This window comes from Glaciecola sp. MF2-115 (assembly GCF_047250385.1).
Taxonomy (GTDB): domain Bacteria; phylum Pseudomonadota; class Gammaproteobacteria; order Enterobacterales; family Alteromonadaceae; genus Glaciecola.
The window spans coordinates 33656-50600 of record NZ_JBLBVM010000037.1 but is presented as its reverse complement, the minus strand read 5'-3'; the positions used below and the strand labels follow the sequence as shown (position 1 = coordinate 50600).

At 40.2% G+C, this 16945-nt stretch carries 15 protein-coding genes; 6 read left to right on the top strand and 9 right to left on the bottom strand.

Annotation, left to right across the window (positions count from 1 at the left end; genetic code table 11):
- Positions 1-29 precede the first annotated feature (29 nt).
- Both ACKLNX_RS02880 and ACKLNX_RS02875 read left to right on the top strand, forming a co-directional pair.
- Positions 30-755, top strand: coding sequence for an alpha/beta fold hydrolase (locus ACKLNX_RS02880; protein ID WP_412971149.1), 726 nt, complete (start codon positions 30-32; stop codon positions 753-755).
- 22 nt (positions 756-777) lie between these two features.
- Positions 778-969: a DUF3185 family protein gene (locus ACKLNX_RS02875; RefSeq protein WP_411694869.1), complete on the top strand. Its 192-nt coding sequence runs from the start codon at positions 778-780 to the stop codon at positions 967-969.
- Between the two features lies 1 nt (position 970).
- Here the strand turns inward: ACKLNX_RS02875 and ACKLNX_RS02870 are convergent, their stop codons facing one another.
- The 6 genes from ACKLNX_RS02870 to ACKLNX_RS02845 all read right to left on the bottom strand — a co-directional run bounded on the left by ACKLNX_RS02870 (position 971) and on the right by ACKLNX_RS02845 (position 8672).
- Positions 971-2596, bottom strand: a complete 1626-nt coding sequence (locus ACKLNX_RS02870) for an ATP-binding protein (protein WP_412971148.1) — start codon at positions 2594-2596, stop codon at positions 971-973.
- Between the two features lie 232 nt (positions 2597-2828).
- Entirely contained in the window at positions 2829-3884 is a 1056-nt protein-coding gene (locus tag ACKLNX_RS02865; protein ID WP_412971147.1) for a DUF2785 domain-containing protein, read from the bottom strand.
- A gap of 160 nt (positions 3885-4044) precedes the next feature.
- On the bottom strand, positions 4045-6651 hold the full coding sequence (locus ACKLNX_RS02860; RefSeq protein WP_412971146.1) for an EAL domain-containing protein: 2607 nt from the start codon (positions 6649-6651) through the stop codon (positions 4045-4047).
- Positions 6652-6881: 230 nt separating this feature from the next.
- Positions 6882-7424, bottom strand: coding sequence for a CC0125/CC1285 family lipoprotein (locus ACKLNX_RS02855; protein ID WP_412971145.1), 543 nt, complete (start codon positions 7422-7424; stop codon positions 6882-6884).
- A 16-nt stretch (positions 7425-7440) separates the two neighbouring features.
- The gene (locus ACKLNX_RS02850) at positions 7441-8169 is read right to left on the bottom strand and encodes a hypothetical protein (protein WP_412971144.1); all 729 of its coding nucleotides are present in this window, start codon (positions 8167-8169) and stop codon (positions 7441-7443) included.
- A complete protein-coding gene (locus tag ACKLNX_RS02845; protein WP_412971143.1) occupies positions 8169-8672 on the bottom strand; it encodes an RNA polymerase sigma factor in 504 nt (167 codons plus the stop codon). The genes ACKLNX_RS02850 and ACKLNX_RS02845 overlap by 1 nt, the downstream gene beginning before the upstream one ends.
- Before the next feature lie 129 nt (positions 8673-8801).
- Between ACKLNX_RS02845 and ACKLNX_RS02840 the strand changes: the two genes are divergently transcribed.
- A complete protein-coding gene (locus tag ACKLNX_RS02840) occupies positions 8802-10202 on the top strand; it encodes a S8 family serine peptidase (RefSeq protein WP_412971142.1) in 1401 nt (466 codons plus the stop codon).
- Positions 10203-10252: 50 nt separating this feature from the next.
- Here the strand turns inward: ACKLNX_RS02840 and ACKLNX_RS02835 are convergent, their stop codons facing one another.
- A complete protein-coding gene (locus ACKLNX_RS02835) occupies positions 10253-10891 on the bottom strand; it encodes a hypothetical protein (protein ID WP_412971141.1) in 639 nt (212 codons plus the stop codon).
- A gap of 144 nt (positions 10892-11035) precedes the next feature.
- On the opposite strand from ACKLNX_RS02835, the gene ACKLNX_RS02830 reads away from it, so the two are divergent.
- The 3 genes from ACKLNX_RS02830 (at position 11036) to ACKLNX_RS02820 (ending at position 13656) form a co-directional block, all read left to right on the top strand.
- A complete protein-coding gene (locus tag ACKLNX_RS02830) occupies positions 11036-12085 on the top strand; it encodes a hypothetical protein (protein ID WP_412971140.1) in 1050 nt (349 codons plus the stop codon).
- 84 nt (positions 12086-12169) lie between these two features.
- Positions 12170-13078, top strand: a complete 909-nt coding sequence (locus tag ACKLNX_RS02825) for a hypothetical protein (RefSeq protein WP_412971139.1) — start codon at positions 12170-12172, stop codon at positions 13076-13078.
- A gap of 158 nt (positions 13079-13236) precedes the next feature.
- Positions 13237-13656: a BLUF domain-containing protein gene (locus ACKLNX_RS02820; RefSeq protein ID WP_412971138.1), complete on the top strand. Its 420-nt coding sequence runs from the start codon at positions 13237-13239 to the stop codon at positions 13654-13656.
- Between the two features lie 202 nt (positions 13657-13858).
- Here the strand turns inward: ACKLNX_RS02820 and ACKLNX_RS02815 are convergent, their stop codons facing one another.
- Both ACKLNX_RS02815 and ettA read right to left on the bottom strand, forming a co-directional pair.
- Positions 13859-15154 carry a cystathionine gamma-synthase family protein gene (locus tag ACKLNX_RS02815; RefSeq protein WP_412971137.1) on the bottom strand — a complete coding sequence of 432 codons (1296 nt, stop codon included), beginning with the start codon at positions 15152-15154 and terminating at the stop codon, positions 13859-13861.
- 55 nt (positions 15155-15209) lie between these two features.
- Positions 15210-16874, bottom strand: coding sequence for an energy-dependent translational throttle protein EttA (gene ettA, locus ACKLNX_RS02810; protein WP_411694855.1), 1665 nt, complete (start codon positions 16872-16874; stop codon positions 15210-15212).
- Between the last annotated feature and the right edge of the window lie 71 nt (positions 16875-16945).

Genomic DNA, 16945 nt, shown 5'->3' with positions numbered 1-16945 from the left:
TAATTCAAACTATTTTGGGAGCAGTATAAATGAATGATTCTATTAAAGAGCCAGTTGTATTCTTCCCAGGAACACTATGTGATGAACGCATTTTCATTCCCTTGTGGCAGGCATTGAATTCAAATGGGAAGTCGCTTGAACAAAAAGCCTTCGTGCCTTTGCAATGGGCTGAGGGTTTGGCTCAAATGATCGCATTGAGTGAAGATAGGCTCGATTACTTCCCGTCAAAAGTGCATTTGTTTGGCTTTTCAATGGGGGGTTATATTGCAGCACTTGTAGCCTTGGCAAACCCAAGTAGAGTTGCCTCGCTTACCTTATTGTCTAGTACTGCAATGCCTTTGGATGCAGATGAGTTACAACAACGAAAGTTGATGCTGACAGCCATTAAGAAAAAGCAATACAAAGGAATGACTCAAACTCGCATTGACTATTTGCTGCATAGTGATAATCATGGACTCAGTGATACTTCTGATACTATTGCTAATATGGCTGATGATTTAGGCGCTTCAGTGCTTGCCGCGCAATGCAACGCGACGGCTGAACGAAAAAACCTAATTAAGCAATTAGCCAAACAGTCATTTGAAACATACTTTCTTGTGGGGGAGCAGGATAATATTGCCAAGCCAACAGAAATTGAAAATATAATAGCTAGCAATAGCCAATTCGGACTGCAAATATTTGCTGGAGCGGGGCACATGTTGCCGCTTGAACAACCCGTAGCATTGGCAAATTGGATGCATAAGAACTTAAAATAAACGCTTTAATAAAGGAAAATAAATGAATAATAAAATTATTGGAATAGTACTGATCGTTGTTGGTGTCGCTTTGGCAATTTGGGGTTATAACATCTATGATGCAGCGAGCACTCAAATTACAAAAGCAATAACAGGTGACGTTCCTATTGAGGCATGGGCAGGCATGATTGGCGGGGCAATTTGTGCTTTAGTTGGCTTAACTAGGTTTAAATAAGCTAGAGTCCGTTTGAAGGCAAAAACTTTACAAGGACATCTAATAGCTTGTCCTTTTTAAGCGGCTTAGTGAGGTATTCGTCCCAAATGCTATCTCTTAGATTATCGCCATAATGGTGGAACGCGTCCGCAGAAACAGCAACTATGATTAACTCTGGATAAGATTTTTTCAGAATTCTTGCGGCTTCTAGTCCGCTCATGTTAGGTAACTGTATATCCATTAAGACCAGATCAAAAACTTGTTCTTCTAATATGCTAATTGCGCCTTCAGCACTGCTGACTATATGTGACTTAGTGCCGAGCGAATTTAAAATGGCTTCCATGACAACTTGGTTTAGCTCATTGTCTTCGACAAGCAAAATTCGAGCATTAGTATTGAATGTTAAACTTCGCTTATTAGATGAAGTTATCTCTGAGGGTAATCCTTCAATTGCCTCGGCTGGAAGTGTTACTTTAAAAATGCTTCCGCGACCTAAATCACTAAGCAAGCTAATTTTCCCTCCCATCAAATCAACTAAGCCTTTAGTAATTGACAAGCCTAATCCACTGCCTTTTGCATCACTGTTATTTTTGATTTGGTGAAACTTGCTAAAAAGCTTTTCTTGGTTTTTTTTATCGATACCAATACCTTGGTCAGCAACGGTAACTATCACGCAGTCGTTTTTATAGTTTATCTCTGCTTTCACCCAATGTTCGCTAGGAGTGAATTTAATAGCATTGTTTATCAAATTCATCAGAATTTGATAAAATTTTTCTTCGTCAAGTTGAAGGAACTCAGGCACTTTTTCCGTGACCTTAATGTCTAAGTCAACATTCTTTTCGTTTGCTAAAACACTTAATATGCCTTTCAGGTCAGACATCATCAACCTGACGTCCGTGGGGGCTTTAGAAACAGACATTTTCCCAGCTTCTATTTTACTAATGTCGAGAACTGAGTTAACGACACTCAATAAACGCTTACCCGAAGTATCAATATGATGTAAATACTCTTTATGTTGGGTACCTATATTGAAGTTTTCTGCATTTTCTAGCATTAACTGGTTGAATCCAATTATTGCATTTAAAGGGGTACGCAACTCGTGACTCATATTTGAAAGGAAGTCAGTTTTGTATTCATTCGCTTGCATTAATTGTTTGTTTTTCTTTCTAAGCTCCATTTGAGAGATTACGGTTCGCCCTAGAGTTTCTAAAGCTTCTCTCTGAAATTCACTTAGTTTATTTGGTTGCCTATCTATGACACACAGTGTTCCGATCGCATAACCGGAGGGGGTTAATAAGGGAGTTCCTGCATAAAATCGAATTTTGGGGTCTGAAGTAGTGAGAGGATTGTCGCTAAATCGAGTATCATTTAAGGTATCTTCTACTTCAAATATTTTGTTTTCATGGATTGCGTGTGAGCAAAATGCAATGTCTCTTGACGTTTCAAGTGCATCTAATCCGACTCTAGATTTAAACCATTGTCGTTCGGAATCAACCAAACTGATTAGAGTAATGGGTGTGTTGCAGATTTGAGAAGCAAGCTTAGTTATGTCATCAAAGACTTTCTCAGCGTCAGTATCAAGAACATCGTAATCATTCAATGCCTTTATTCGTTCTGACTCATTCTTTGGAATTGATGCAATTTTCATTGAATTCCTATCGCCGCCTGTTTAATTCGCACGATTATCGATTAAAGATTTCATTACCTTGGTATCCTGATCAAACTAAACAATAGACAGTGCAAGTGCAAATATATTTTCAACAGTAGCTGAAAAAAGTAGTAAAAATCGCGAAATCAAACTAGCTCTCCTTTTAAAATAAAGGTGAGATAAGATAAAACATACAAAGCCTAAAATTTAGTCGAAACATCTATGCTAGACCCTAAGGTAAACTATCTAAAGCGTCTATTAAAGCAGGCTTCAACATTATAAGTTGTTCGTTTTTACTGTCTGCGATGAAAACAAATATTGTTGTTAAAAAGGCGCGCGCATTATGTAGTCTAGCTAAGCCTTGCTGGCTAGAAAAAACCTGTTGCCAATCGTCGAAGGGCACAGATGTTATATAGCGCTTTAACCAGTTTTGCCAATCACCCGAATTGTGTTGGCCTTGTAAAAAGATATATAACAAAGGTTTAGCCAAACGTTCGGATTCGCCATAAGTGTAAAAGTGTACTTCATGTGGGATGACTTTTTCGCCAATGGCGTTTAGCAAACGAGTCAACTGCTCTTTCTTAAGCGCAGGATTTAAAGCGAGTTGCAGGAATATGTCGGCTGTATGAGCAACCTTATGACGCCAACCAACGACTTCATCGAATCCGCGATAGTCAGTTATGTTGACCATATATTCAGTGCTTTTAGCGACTAGGAGCTCTCGTTGCTTGTCACTAAGATAAGGTGATTTGCGATCTGCTCGTGCGAACTCAGATAAGACCAATGCAACAAAGGCTTGATACACGTCATGCTCGTCGGGGATCGGTTTTCCGAAATTTTCAATCAACGCTGCAAAAATAACATGCTTAGAGTCTTCACTTAATTCATTCGCTCGTAGCCATTTGCTTAGCCCAAAGTAAGCAACTTCGTCTCGAACCTTGGGATCAGGCACCGCTAAACAGTTCACTAGTTGCTTTGCTAAGTTATTGCGTTCGCTGTCATTTTCAATATCAAAACCTTGCTCCGCTATTAGGAGAAGTGCTGCTTTGTCCCATTTTGAACTAAAGCAAAGTTTTGCAATCTGCTCTGCAGTTTTGTTTGTGCTAAAGGTGCTTTTATCCTTAGATGCTTTTTTCAACAAAGCTTCATCTAATACAACTTCATCTAATACGACATTATCTAATACAGCTTTATTATCCACCTTTTTGGTTGAAGTTAAGTTATTCGCCTCACTTACAGGGGCTATCAAAGCAACTAGGAGAATAGCCGTACTTATTTTTGTGAACATCAAGAAACCTTCTTTTTTTGCTATTCTATCAAAATTATTTAGAGAGACTAGGGCACATCATTTATGTATGGTTTGATAAGCTTAACACCGATTACAAGGCGGAAACTCTGCCATTACGGAGCGACTTCACAGTCGACATGCGCAGTAACTTATACCTGTTTTATTGTGTGGCAGTTGACCTGCGTGATAACCACTTCTTAATGTCATGAAGCGGTTTAGGTTTGCACAACCAAAAGCCTTGCAAGTCATCGCACCCAAGTTGTTTGACTAAATCAAGTGTGGCGGCATCTTCAACACCTTCCGCGACAACTGAGTAACCTAAACCATGTGCCATATCTACTGAGGCTTTTACGATGAGACGAGCACTCTCACTTTTTGTGATATCCATAATCAGTGAGCGATCTAGCTTTATCTCAGATGCCGGAATTTTCTTCAAATAAGATAAGGAAGAATATCCGGCACCAAAATCATCAATAGAAATTTTTAAGCCCAGTGCAGCGAGTTGATTCAAAGCGGTTAAGCCCGCTTCAGGCTCATCCATTGCTGCCGTTTCGGTTAATTCAAGCATAATAGTTGAAGCATCAATTGCGTGCTTATCAATTATGCTTTGAATGTGCTCGAGCAAACTCTCGCTCAGTAAATCCTTCGCTGAGATATTGATTGAGATGCTACCTCTATAACCAGCGTTACGAAGCCACGTAAGATCCTTAGCGGAACGTTCTATTACCCAAGCTGTCAGTTCTTTAACAACGCCCGTTTGTTCTGCCAACGGAATAAAGTCAGTAGGTGGAATAAACCCTAGTTGCGGATGTTGCCAGCGAATCAAGGCTTCCAATCCGACAATATTGTCATTCTTTAAATTGAGTTTAGGTTGGTAATATAGTTCAGGTTCATCATTTTTAAGCGCTTCCTTTAAGTCAGACATGAGAGTTAAGCGATTTTCATTATAAATATCTAAGGCGTTATCATAAAATACAAGTTGCTCGCCCGCATCGTGCGAGCTTTCCATTGCAACTAAGGCATTGCGAATCAGTTGAGCCGCGTCGAGACCATCTTCCGGATACATCGCGCATCCGACCAGCGGATCAAGTTCGATGGACAGTAAATCCAGTTCAATCGGTAATAATAGTTTCTGAATGAACGTTTTGTATTGATCTATATTTTTTTCAAATTCCTTCTTCCTAATTAACACACCAAATGTATCGCCGCTCAATTGAAATGTAGAATCCCTCGAACCTTGCGAATTCTGAGCTGTAATAACGCCTGGCATCTTACTAATTGCTGGGTTCATGCGTCCTGCAATCGATCTTAGTATTTGTTCGACACTCGACAGCCCAAGTGTTCTGGTAATCTCATTGATTCGGGTTACTCGTGCAACACAAATTACAAAACCCTGATTCTTATGTAGCTCGAACATATCGTCCGCAAGCCACTCAAACCGGTTTCTATTCGCCAAGTTGGTGATGGGGTCTCGCATCATCGCTTCTGACAACTGGTTCTGAATTGCGAGCCTTTGTTGTTCTTTTTGAATGTTAGCCGCTTGAGCTGTTATTTTTTCTTCTCTCTCTCTATATAAACGGTCAGCCAAGGCGAGTGTGAGAATTAGGGCTTCTAAACCAGAGCCTAACTGCATTGCGTATTCTGTGAAGAAGTTATCTGAAAGAATGCCAGAAGTACGCCCTGAAGTGGCGGCAAAGCCAATAGTGAGGGGTAACCAAGCGATTGTAAAAAAGGCGCCCGCACGCTTCTTTGCATGCCAGCTAACAGGTCCGGCAAAAGAAAGCACAACAAAAAGAACGAGTGCAGAGACAGCCGATATTTTTACTGCAGTGTTGTAATCCAAAAACAAAGCTGCAAGTAGATTAAAATATTCAAAGTAAATCATTCCTCGAATGGCAATATCCATTTTGGGGCTGTGTTCCTTGGTTTGCAAAAACTCGCGAGCAAATAACAAAGAAAATAGAGCCAAAATAGGCATTGAAGCGACAAATAAATGAGTGTTCAGTATGGGGGATTCTGACAAGAACAACTGCTGGGAATAACCCCTCGAGGTTATAAAAAACAAAATATAACCGCTAGTGGCTAAAGAATAGAATAGATAGAGCTTTTCACGTAAAGTAAAAAATATTGCCAAGTTTATTAGCATTATTACGGTCAGAAAGCCGTAGTAAAAGAAATGAAATTTTTGCTCTTTTGCTGCGTATTCAAAGAAGTCACTTTCTTGCCATAACTTAAGGGGCAAAATCATGGACCCTTTGGTTTCCACTCGTGCATATATACTTAGTTCTTCATTAGCCTTCAATTGGAAACGGGCTAACATATTTGGGTGATCGATTTCGCGAGGGTAAAAAGGTTTGTTGTCTCCCGTACTTGAGAAGTGAATCACTTTGCCTTCCTGCAATAGATAAAATGTTACATCGTCTAATAGTGGATATTTAATTTCAAATACAAGATTTTTCGTTATATCTTCCGCGTTATTGATGTTTAAGCGAAGCCAAAATTGGGAAGAACTAAATCCAAAAGACGCGCTACCACCTTCTGCTTTTGACCATCGGTAGTCGGGAAGTTTGCTTATGTTATCTAAGTCGAGCGCTTTTTCGGTATCTTCAAAGTACTCAAACTCAACAGTGAAATTTGTATCCGAATTCTTGTCATGATAATTAACAGGAGGGCTTGCTTCAGCTGAACTCGTGAAGAATATGGTGAGAATGAACAATAGGCAGAACGTCATTGTTGAAGTGGTGCATTTTATTTGAGATATACTCACTGAATCTTATATCCTTTTGGTCCAAACTTGGCTGAAGAAAAGGCTTTCTAACTTAGAGAATAACGGCTATTGCTGTCCTGTACAATACTCCTTATGTATACAAAGCTTCTTATGTAAGTAATACTTTCGAACATTGAGTATTGTCATGTTAAAAAAAAGAAGCATACACTTACGTGCAGCTTCTTTCCAATGGAGTCAGAAAATATATTTAGCGCAGACTATTTTAAGGATTAGTCTGCCTTACTTCCTAAGTTATCTAATACGTCTTGAGCATTGTAACTCTCGTCATTCGGCTTGCTGCCTTTGCCCATTCTAATATCTAAAACTGTTTGTATCTCTTTGCGCTGGTCCTGTGATCCAGTAGAAATGGACGCCTCCATATGAGTAGACGGTCGATGGTAGGTATCACAAGTAAGTAAACCGCAATGTTTCACCGTTTGATGACTTTGTGACATACCGATACTTGTTGCAGGCTCCATTTTCGTCGATTCAACAAAGGTTTCTTTACTGGTGACTACAAACCAATCATAACCTTGTTGTTGAGTAAGCTGAGCCGCTCTCAATAGAGCGTAATCAGACGCGTCTGCAACATTCTTTGAATAGAGTTTGAACTGCACGCGATATCTGTCGTCTGCTATTTTCTGCTCACTGTAGCCTTCTGAACCATTTGTAGCAGCACGGTAATCAGGCTTGGAAGCACATGCAGTAATTAACATCATCGTTGATAAAAAAATCATGATACTTTTTAAATTAGCTTTCATATTCGTTTTCATATTTTACCTCGTCTAGTTATTTTGATTTCCATTGAGTTGAAATCGCTTTTTGCTCTTGGTCTCTATTTAGTGGTGAACCAACAATCATACCGTCGATCACTTTATCTAAATCTTGTGTACTGCTAGCCGCTTGGTAGCCTTGTGTGTTCAGTTGATTTGTTTCAATCGTAGCATGTATGCGCCAATTATTGTTTTCTTTGCACGCTATATTGCTTGACTGAACCTGCTCTTCAATCAATAAATATTGACGACATAAATCACCATTTTTGTTCGCAAAACTCAACTGAGTTTTTATACTCATATGCTCATCAAGCGTGCTTGTTTGGCCGCTAGTCACAGTATCCAAGACATTCACCATCTGGTTTGAAAGTGACTGTTCTTGTTGCTGATTCATAGTGGCTACACCAACGGTAATAGCCAACATTACACCGGCAGCAACTGACATTGGTGTGCTAATTTTGCTAGCTACTTTTTTCCAAGCAGACATTTGAACAACATTTGACGTTTCGGGGCTAACTTTTTCACGTTTATCTATCTGCTGTGCTAAATCGACTAGTTTAGCGGGACTTGGCTTAGTATCCATGACTTCAGCATTCTCAAGAACCCACTGATCAACTTGACTAAGTTCCGCTAGACGCATAACCAAGTTGTCGTCTACTTCGAGTGCCAAACGTATTACTTCCATCTCGTTTGGTGCTAATTCGGCATCCAAGAATGCACTTAATTTCTCATCTGTAATTTTCATTAACTTTGTCCTGCAGTTTGATTGCCAACCATTTCTAGCAAACTCGTTCGTGCTCTAGATAAACGCGACATAACAGTGCCAACCGGAATACCTGAAATTGAAGCAACGTCTTTATACGACATACCTTTCAAGGCAACTAACGACAATATAGAACGCTGATCATCAGGTAAGGTGTTCATTGCACTGTTTACCTTAGCTAGTCGCTCTTGAGCTTCGTGAGGTGCCGATTGAGGGTCAACTTCTTGCTCCTGTAATTCTGGTACTTGAGTTGCCTTTTGTCTCACTTTCTGTGATCGATATTCGTCTATCCAAACATTACGACATACTTTAAATGCCCATTTCACGGTCTCGACATCATCTGGAACACCTTTACTTAAGATCTTCTCCAAAGTAACTTGAACTAAATCATCAGCATCAGCTGTAGAGCCGGTTAGTGAATAGGCAAAACGACGTAACATTGGTATGATATTTTCATACGATACATTTGCAGCAGATTTACTCATTTGTTATCTCTTATTTTTCAGTTGTTATTAAGATGACGTGTCACGATTAAATTTATTCCAAAAAAAATGAAATTTATTTTCACCTGAAACGTTTACTCATGAACCCCGCTTTATTTTCTAGAGGATTGCATGTTCTTAATTCGAAATATTAAATTGATTCTACTTACGGCAGTAATAGTCGCTGTTAGTCAATTTTCAAGTGCGCAAGTTGTTCAAAATACTATTGATATTGTACCGCAAATAGAAAAGGTAGATTCTGTCGTCAGCGAACTTGGTCGGGGTTTAAAGCCCAGCTTACCTGAACAAGAAATAAATAAACGTTTATTACAGGATGTGAAATCTTTTAATACTTTTCCTTTAGAGGCTTTGCCTGATGTACTAACCATAAGTGGGAGTGTAACAAACCAAGCTTGGACGGAAGTCAGAGTTGAAGATAATTGGCGAGCTATAAAAAACCAATGGATTGTGCTGGCTGATGAAGAAACAAAACGTACGTTAGTTTTCCTTGGCGCAAGTATAGATTCGGAGCGCTTGTATGCTGGCTTGAATCTGACTTTATTACGTTTCACTGTACCTGATCAACTTGATTCAAAGCAGGCATTGGCGAATCATTTAAAACAGCCGGCGCTTGAAACACTAGATAGAAATCACATTTACCAAGCGCAATCTATGCAGGAAAATTCTGAGTCTACTCCTGGCCAAGCTAATGCAATCCAGCTCCAAGGTGCGTCTTCTATTAGTACTCAAATAAATGGTGCATTTTGTGCTGATGATCTGCGTATTGGTATGATTGATAGTGCGGTGGATCGAGGCCACCCTGTATTAAGTAATAGCAAAGTCAGTTCGAAATCCTTTCTTGTCGGCGGTGTGAAATCGCCTACTTTACATGGCACAGCTGTAGCAAGCGTATTACTTGGCAAGTTCGAAAATAAAAAGCCCTTACTAGGTAATGCACATTTATATTCAGCGGAAGTTCTCTATCGACAGTCAGATTATGCGCAAGGGGCAAGTTTAAATGCCATTATTGACGCTATGAATTGGTTGCTTGAAGAGGAAGTTATGGTAATTAATATGAGCTTGGCAGGACCAGCCAATAGCATATTGAAAGCGGTCATTGGTGCAGCTAATAAGCAAGGAGCTTACATTGTTGCAGCTGCGGGAAATGAAGGACCTGCTGCTCCTGCGGTTTATCCTGCTGGATATGAAGATGTTGTTGCTGTTAGTGCAATTGATGAACATCAAAAAGCATACCGATGGTCTAATCAAGGTCCTTACATCGACTATGCAGCGTTGGGAGTGAATGTAGTAACGGCTCAATCTCAACAGCGTATAGGTCGTGAGTCAGGGACGTCAATGGCGGCACCTGTTGTATCCGCTGCACTGGTTTGTATTCTGGCTAAGTTAGCTGAAAACTCTGTTCCCGCGAGAGCCGAGGTAATGGATATGTTGTCTGCAAAAGCGCTTGATTTAGGGCCAAAAGGAAGAGACCCCATATATGGTATCGGTGTTATTCAAGCTAACAAGCTATGACACACGGATGCTTTTTCGCTTTCGCAATACAAGTTACAGCATTCCGGCTATCACTGTTTTTCTAACTGAATACGAATAAATTCTGGTAAATACGAAGGTGTACAATTTTTCGCAACATGTTCATCTTTATATAGAGCTAGCTTTTCGCCCAAAGCTATACATCTTGCTCTGTATTCTTCTTGAAAAATACCAATTTGACCCGCACAAAAATTCATCGCCCATTGAACATCTGGATCTTCGCTCGCTAATTTAGCCTCTAAGGATATTAGTAATTGAGCACTGTTATCTGGAGGTGTTTGACCAGTCCAACGTAAGCGAGCCTGATGATACCAAAACAAATGGCGCAGCATTGCAGAATTGTGGCCTTCCCACGACTCCAACAATCTTATAAGTTTTTTATCTTTCATTAACTGATTAGCCAGCAACCACTCTAGCAATTGGTTACGCTCTTCTTTGTTTTGTGATCGAATATCGTCAGTAAGTTTAAGAATAGTTTCCTCATTGAGCTGCGCTTTTTCAAAAATTAAAATTGCCAGAAGGCGTGGAAAGTGTTTTTTCGTTTCCCAAAGTTCGATACCAAGACAATGGTCTTTCTTAATGTTTTTCGCCAGTTTTTTTATGTCTCCTAGCTTAGGTGGAGCTGTTGTAAAGCTAGTAATTATTTCTTCTGCCTGCTCAGAAAATTTCATCGCTTTATTCCCTTTTTTAATTCTTGATGTGCAAACCATCGCTAGTAAATCATCTTTTTGAAAATAATTTAACTATTTCGGGAATAAAGTCATTTCTACTTCGTTATCTAAGTGTCATTCAAAGCAAACACGAGGAAAACTAAAATGACTAAGTTAAATAAAATAGTTCAAGTAATGTTAATTGCAGGCGTAGCACAAATCTCAATGAGCACTTTTGCTGCCGAAACAAACCTTAGCCAATCAATTACGGTTTCCAATGAAACGAAAGTTTCTCAATCAACAAATACAGAGTCAGGTAAAACTGAAACGAAAGTAAAAAATGATGTATCGGTCAATTCGTCGACAAATGCTGAAGTAGATGGCGCGGATTCTTCACCGCTCGAAGAACCTGTTGAAGGCGACAATAACGAAGAAGAGCCAGTTGAAGAAGGCGGAAACGCTGACGACAATGCTACGGATGAAGATGATGCTGGAGAAGGTAACTCTGATGACGATAGCTCCGAAGGCGGAAACTCAGAAGCAGCAGACCTTGGAGCGTCAAGTGTAAACTCGTTGGATTTAAGTAATGTAGTGGATCTTGAAGGTGCGCAATCAGCGACAGGTGAAGTGCTAAATAAGCTGAGTGAAGGTGGTAGTGAGCTGCTTAATGGCGCCTCAAATAACGTAAGTGCTCAGCTAAACTCTACAACTCAATTAGCTAGCACTACTGCATTAGATACTGTTTCTTTACTGAAGGCTGACAGTGCCGCAGCGTCTGATTCACTTGAGTCAGTGGGTGAAGATGCTGAAGAGGCGACAGAGAGTGATGAAGAGACTGATGTGACTTCGGATACTGATGGCGATCTTTTAGCTGAAGGCACTTCACAAGCTGATGGCTCTTTATTGGCTGATGGCTCCATAGCTGAAGGCTCTGCATTAACTGAGGCTACGTCGAAAGTGGCGGGTGAAATATCGCAAGCACTTGCACAAGATACGGCTTTGACTGCTGCGGCTGATGCATCATCTGCAATCACGCAAAGTGTTCAAACTTCAATGCTAGATTCAATCAGTTCTGATACACAAAACTCGGTTTCAGAATCGGTGAACGGTCAAATTAGTACTTTGGTTTCTGAGCAAATCAACAATGAAATAGCGGCAGCAACCGCAACGGAAGTTGCAAACTCGATTAGTAAAGACCTAGACCTGGGCCTTTAAATAATCATTCATCAACTTGCGCCGACCTTTGGTCGGCGCTCTTCTTCTTTTTTTTTCTTTTTTCTTTATTCTGAGGGTCCTAAAATGAAATTTATAATTAGTAGTATTATTGGTTTAGTCGCAGCAACTAGTAGTGTTAGCGCTTTGGCAAATACTAAGAGTGAGTTTAGCTTTGATGGTGAAGTGAATGCGGGGTTGATACACAATTCAGCATTGAGCGTGGATGAGATAGATGATGTCTCAAATAGCAGTGATAACGGTAACGAGATTGGTGCAAAACTAAATGCACGCTGGTCGCCAAACAATAAGTTCAAGATGGTTGCGGGCTATTCTTATCAGATGCAGAACTACAATACTTTTAGCCAATATGATTTAGCACTTCATCAGGTCAATTTAGACACAAGTTATCAGTTAAATACTGGTGAACTCGGATTTAGAATGGATGCAGCTAGAGCTAGTTTAGCCCAGACGACATTTTTGGATTTTCAGCAAGCAAGTGTTTATTACGGATTGTTCGTTCAGCCACAAACCTATGTGCGCACAAGCTTGAAGCTTAAGAATAGAGAGTTTGCAGAGCTGCAAGATAGAAACGCTGACGGTAAAGGGGTGTCTGCTGACGTGTTTTACTTTGCTAACAACGCTAATACGATGTTGATGCTTGGCTTAAACATCGAAGAAGAAAAAGCAAATAATCAGGAATTTACTTTTAAGTCCTTTGGACTGAACTCTAAGATCACACACAAGTTTTCTCTCTTTGGTTTAGGTTCGCAAGTGGGCTTAAATTGGCGTTACCTGAAAAAGGATTATTTGAACGTGCAAGAAGCAGCAGAGCGCGATGAAAACAGACAAGTACTTACTGCAACATGGTCGTTGAATATTTGGGATAACTTCGCGATAAAAACTGAGTTAGAACGAGGAGACTATAGTTCAGAACTTGAAACTTTAAACTATGAGCAGAACTTGGCAAGCCTAGGAATTACTTACCAATGGTAATATACAGAAGTGACTAACAAGCTGCAGAGTGTTGTGCTCGAGATTTATAAGAGTACACATTCTGCTTCGGCAATCTAAACTTACTTGTTCATTTTTAAGCATTGATATTATAACTTAGTCACGACTGTGTTAATGAAACTAATAACGAGATAAATATTATGAGTTTGCACCAGCTAGTATATATCAGTGTTGCGACAGAAAAGTTTAATCAAGAAAGTCTGTTTGAAATTTTAGACGTTGCAAAAGAAAACAACTCCCACCAGGACATTACAGGGAGCCTTCTTTATGATGCCGGAAGATTCATTCAGATTCTGGAAGGAGACCGAGCAGATATTACTAGCTTGTTTAAAAAAATATCTGAAGATCCAAGGCACAAAAGCATTAGGCTTTTGTATTTAGATGAAACATCAATTCGTTTATTTCCAAAATGGTCTATGAATATGGTAAATCTAAAGACAGATAAACCAAAAAACCTTGCTGTACTGAAAGGCCTACTTAGTCAAATTGATACTGACAAAAAAATCGGAACAACACCTGCTGCCCTTGCATTATTTAAAGCATTTAAGGAAGCTAATTAGCGGTAATTTACATCTCATATTTTTGTATTTAGAAAATACATCTGATCTGCAGTGCACTTATATCACTTACTTTTTTTGATATTAATGCACATTATTACAATAGAAGCGAACACCCCTGCGCTTAAAAATATCTTAATTGCGATGTTGTTGCGGGGTGTTGACTAAAACTAAAATGAAAAATAATGTTTTGCCAGTTAAAACTTCATTTTCTAAATGTCTCTGCAAAAGCGTTGTCTAAATCAGCAATCAGATCATCAGGATGCTCCAAGCCAATTGACAAACGAATTAAACCATCACTCACACCAAACTTATCTCGCATCTCTGCATCAACACCTGAATGAGTGGTACTTCCTGGGTGACAGACTAAACTCTCACTTCCGCCAAGGCTTACCGCAGATTTAAATATGCTGAGATTATTAATTAAACGAAATGCATCAGCCTTAGTAATGTCTAAAACAAACGAGAAAGTTGAACTAGGGCCCGAGCATTGGCGTTTATAAACGGTCTGATATGCGCTATCGAGAATAAACTCAGGATGCAGTATTTTCGCCTTGATATATGTATTCTCAGCTAACCATTGTGCGACTTTTCGTCCACTATCAGCTGCACGTTCCATTCTGATGCTTAAAGTTTCGAGTGAACGGGAAATCATCCAGCTTGTATGAGGATCAAGGTTTAAACCTAAAGCACCACGAGTAGCGCGTACCGGTCGAAGCTTCTCGCGGCTGCCGCAAACGGCACCAGCCACCAAGTCACTGTGCCCGCCCACGTATTTTGTCAGTGAATACATCGCAATATCGATACCTTGAGGCACTGCTTGTTGAAAAACAGGTCCCATGAGTGTGTTATCACAAACGCTGATTGGGCGGTGTCCTGTTTCTTTCTCGATGATATCTAAGGAGCGATTCAGCGCACTAAAATCGACAAGGGAATTTGTTGGGTTCGCGGGTGATTCTATAAAAACCATAGCGACACGGCCTTTTTTGCTAGCCTCACGCAAAGAATTCAATATTTCTGTTTCATCAAGTCCGTCATGGAACTCGGCTGTTTTAATATTAAATTGAGGCAAAAACTTGCGAATAAGTGTTTCAGTGCCTCCGTAAAGTGGTGCGCTTTGAACAACAACATCACCGGGTCGCAAATAGCTTAGAAGAATGGCACTGATTGCCCCCATGCCGCTAGAGCAAACAACGGAGCTTTCCGAACCTTCGAAAAGGGATAAGCGGTCTTCAATGATTTCGACGTTAGGGTGGTTAAAGCGACTGTAAATAAGTCCGCCAACGTTGCCTTTTGGAGCCGGCTTTCGTCCAGCCATGATGTGAAAGAATTCTTCGCCTTCTTCCGGGGTCTGATATGCGAATGTTGATGTTAAGAAAACAGGTGGTTTTACGGAACCTTCTGATAATTGCGGGTTATAACCGTAGGACATCATCATTGTTTCAGGCTTTAATGCATGTTTGCCTATTTTATTTTTTTTGTAGTTTCCGTCGTTAGCCATTATTTTCTCTTTTTAATTATTCGAGTCGACAAACGCCGACTCGATTTACACCGTCTTAGTTGATTTTCTTGTACTTCAAGCGATGAGGTTCTACAACATCATGGCCAAAGGTTTTTTTCAACCAAGCTTCGTAATCATTATAGTTACCTTCGTAGAAGTTAATCTTACCTTCATCGCGATAGTCCATAATATGCGTTGCAACTCTATCTAAGAACCATCTGTCATGCGAAATAACCATGACACAACCCGGGAATTCAAGAATTGCATTTTCTAGTGCGCGTAAGGTCTCTACGTCAAGATCATTGGTTGGTTCATCCAGAAGTAAAGTGTTACCGCCAGCTTTCAACAACTTAGCTAAATGCACTCGGTTTCGTTCACCACCAGACAAATCTTTCACAAACTTTTGTTGGTCAGTACCTTTGAAGTTGAAGCGGCTACAATAAGCTCGACTATTAATTTCAAAGTTACCAATTTTTACAATATCTTGACCGTCAGAAAGCTCTTGGAAAACGGTTTTATTGCCGTCCATATGATCCCTAAATTGATCGACGCTAGCCAGTTGAACCGTATCGCCAATATCTATTGTGCCAGAATCTGGCTTTTCGTCGCCGGTTAGCATTCTAAACAAAGTAGACTTACCCGCGCCGTTTGGCCCAATAATGCCCACAATTGCGCCTTTCGGTACTTTGAATGTTAAATCATCAATGAGTAAACGGTCACCGTAGGATTTTCGAAGGTTAGTGACTTCAATGACTTTGTCACCTAGGCGCTCCCCTGGTGGAATAAATAGTTCGTTTGTTTCATTCCGTTTTTGATAATCACCAGTATTGAGTTCTTCAAAGCGTGACATCCTTGCTTTGCTTTTAGCTTGGCGACCTTTTGGATTGCTTCGAACCCACTCAAGTTCTTGTTTAATTGATCTTTGACGAGCATTTTCTGTGCGCTCTTCTTGCTCCAAACGCGCATCTTTTTGCTCTAACCAGCTAGAGTAATTGCCTTCCCAAGGAATACCTTGGCCACGGTCTAGCTCTAAGATCCAACCCGCAACGTTATCCAAGAAGTATCTATCATGGGTAATCGCAACAACAGTGCCTTCATAATCATGTAGGAATCGTTCTAACCAAGCTACAGATTCAGCATCTAAGTGGTTAGTTGGTTCATCGAGTAATAGCATTTCAGGTTTTTCTAACAAAAGGCGGCACAATGCAACGCGGCGTTTCTCACCACCAGATAGCTTGCTTACGTCTGCATCCCATGGTGGTAATCGCAATGCGTCGGCGGCACGCTCAAGTGCATTCTCTAAATTATGACCATCTTTGGTTTGAATAATCGCTTCCATTTCACCTTGCTCTTTTGCAAGTGCATCGAAGTCAGCATCAGGTTCAGCATAAGCTGCGTATATCTCATCAAGTCGCGACAACGCATTGGCTACATCAGCGACGGCCTCTTCAATATTGCCTCTAACATCTTTACTTTCATCTAACTGAGGCTCTTGTGGCAAATAACCTATTTTTAGGCCAGGTTGTGGAATTGCTTCACCTTCAATCTCTGTATCCAAACCAGCCATAATTCGTAATAGCGTTGACTTACCAGAACCATTTAAGCCGAGAACACCAATTTTGGCGCCAGGGAAAAAACTGAGAGAGATGTTTTTAAGAATTTGACGATTAGGTGGGACAATTTTCCCCACTCTATGCATGCTATATACATATTGAGCCATAGTTCTTTCTTTTAACCTTTAAGTTAGTGTTTTACATGAATTCGGAACGCAATTTTAGAGACTCTTTATGC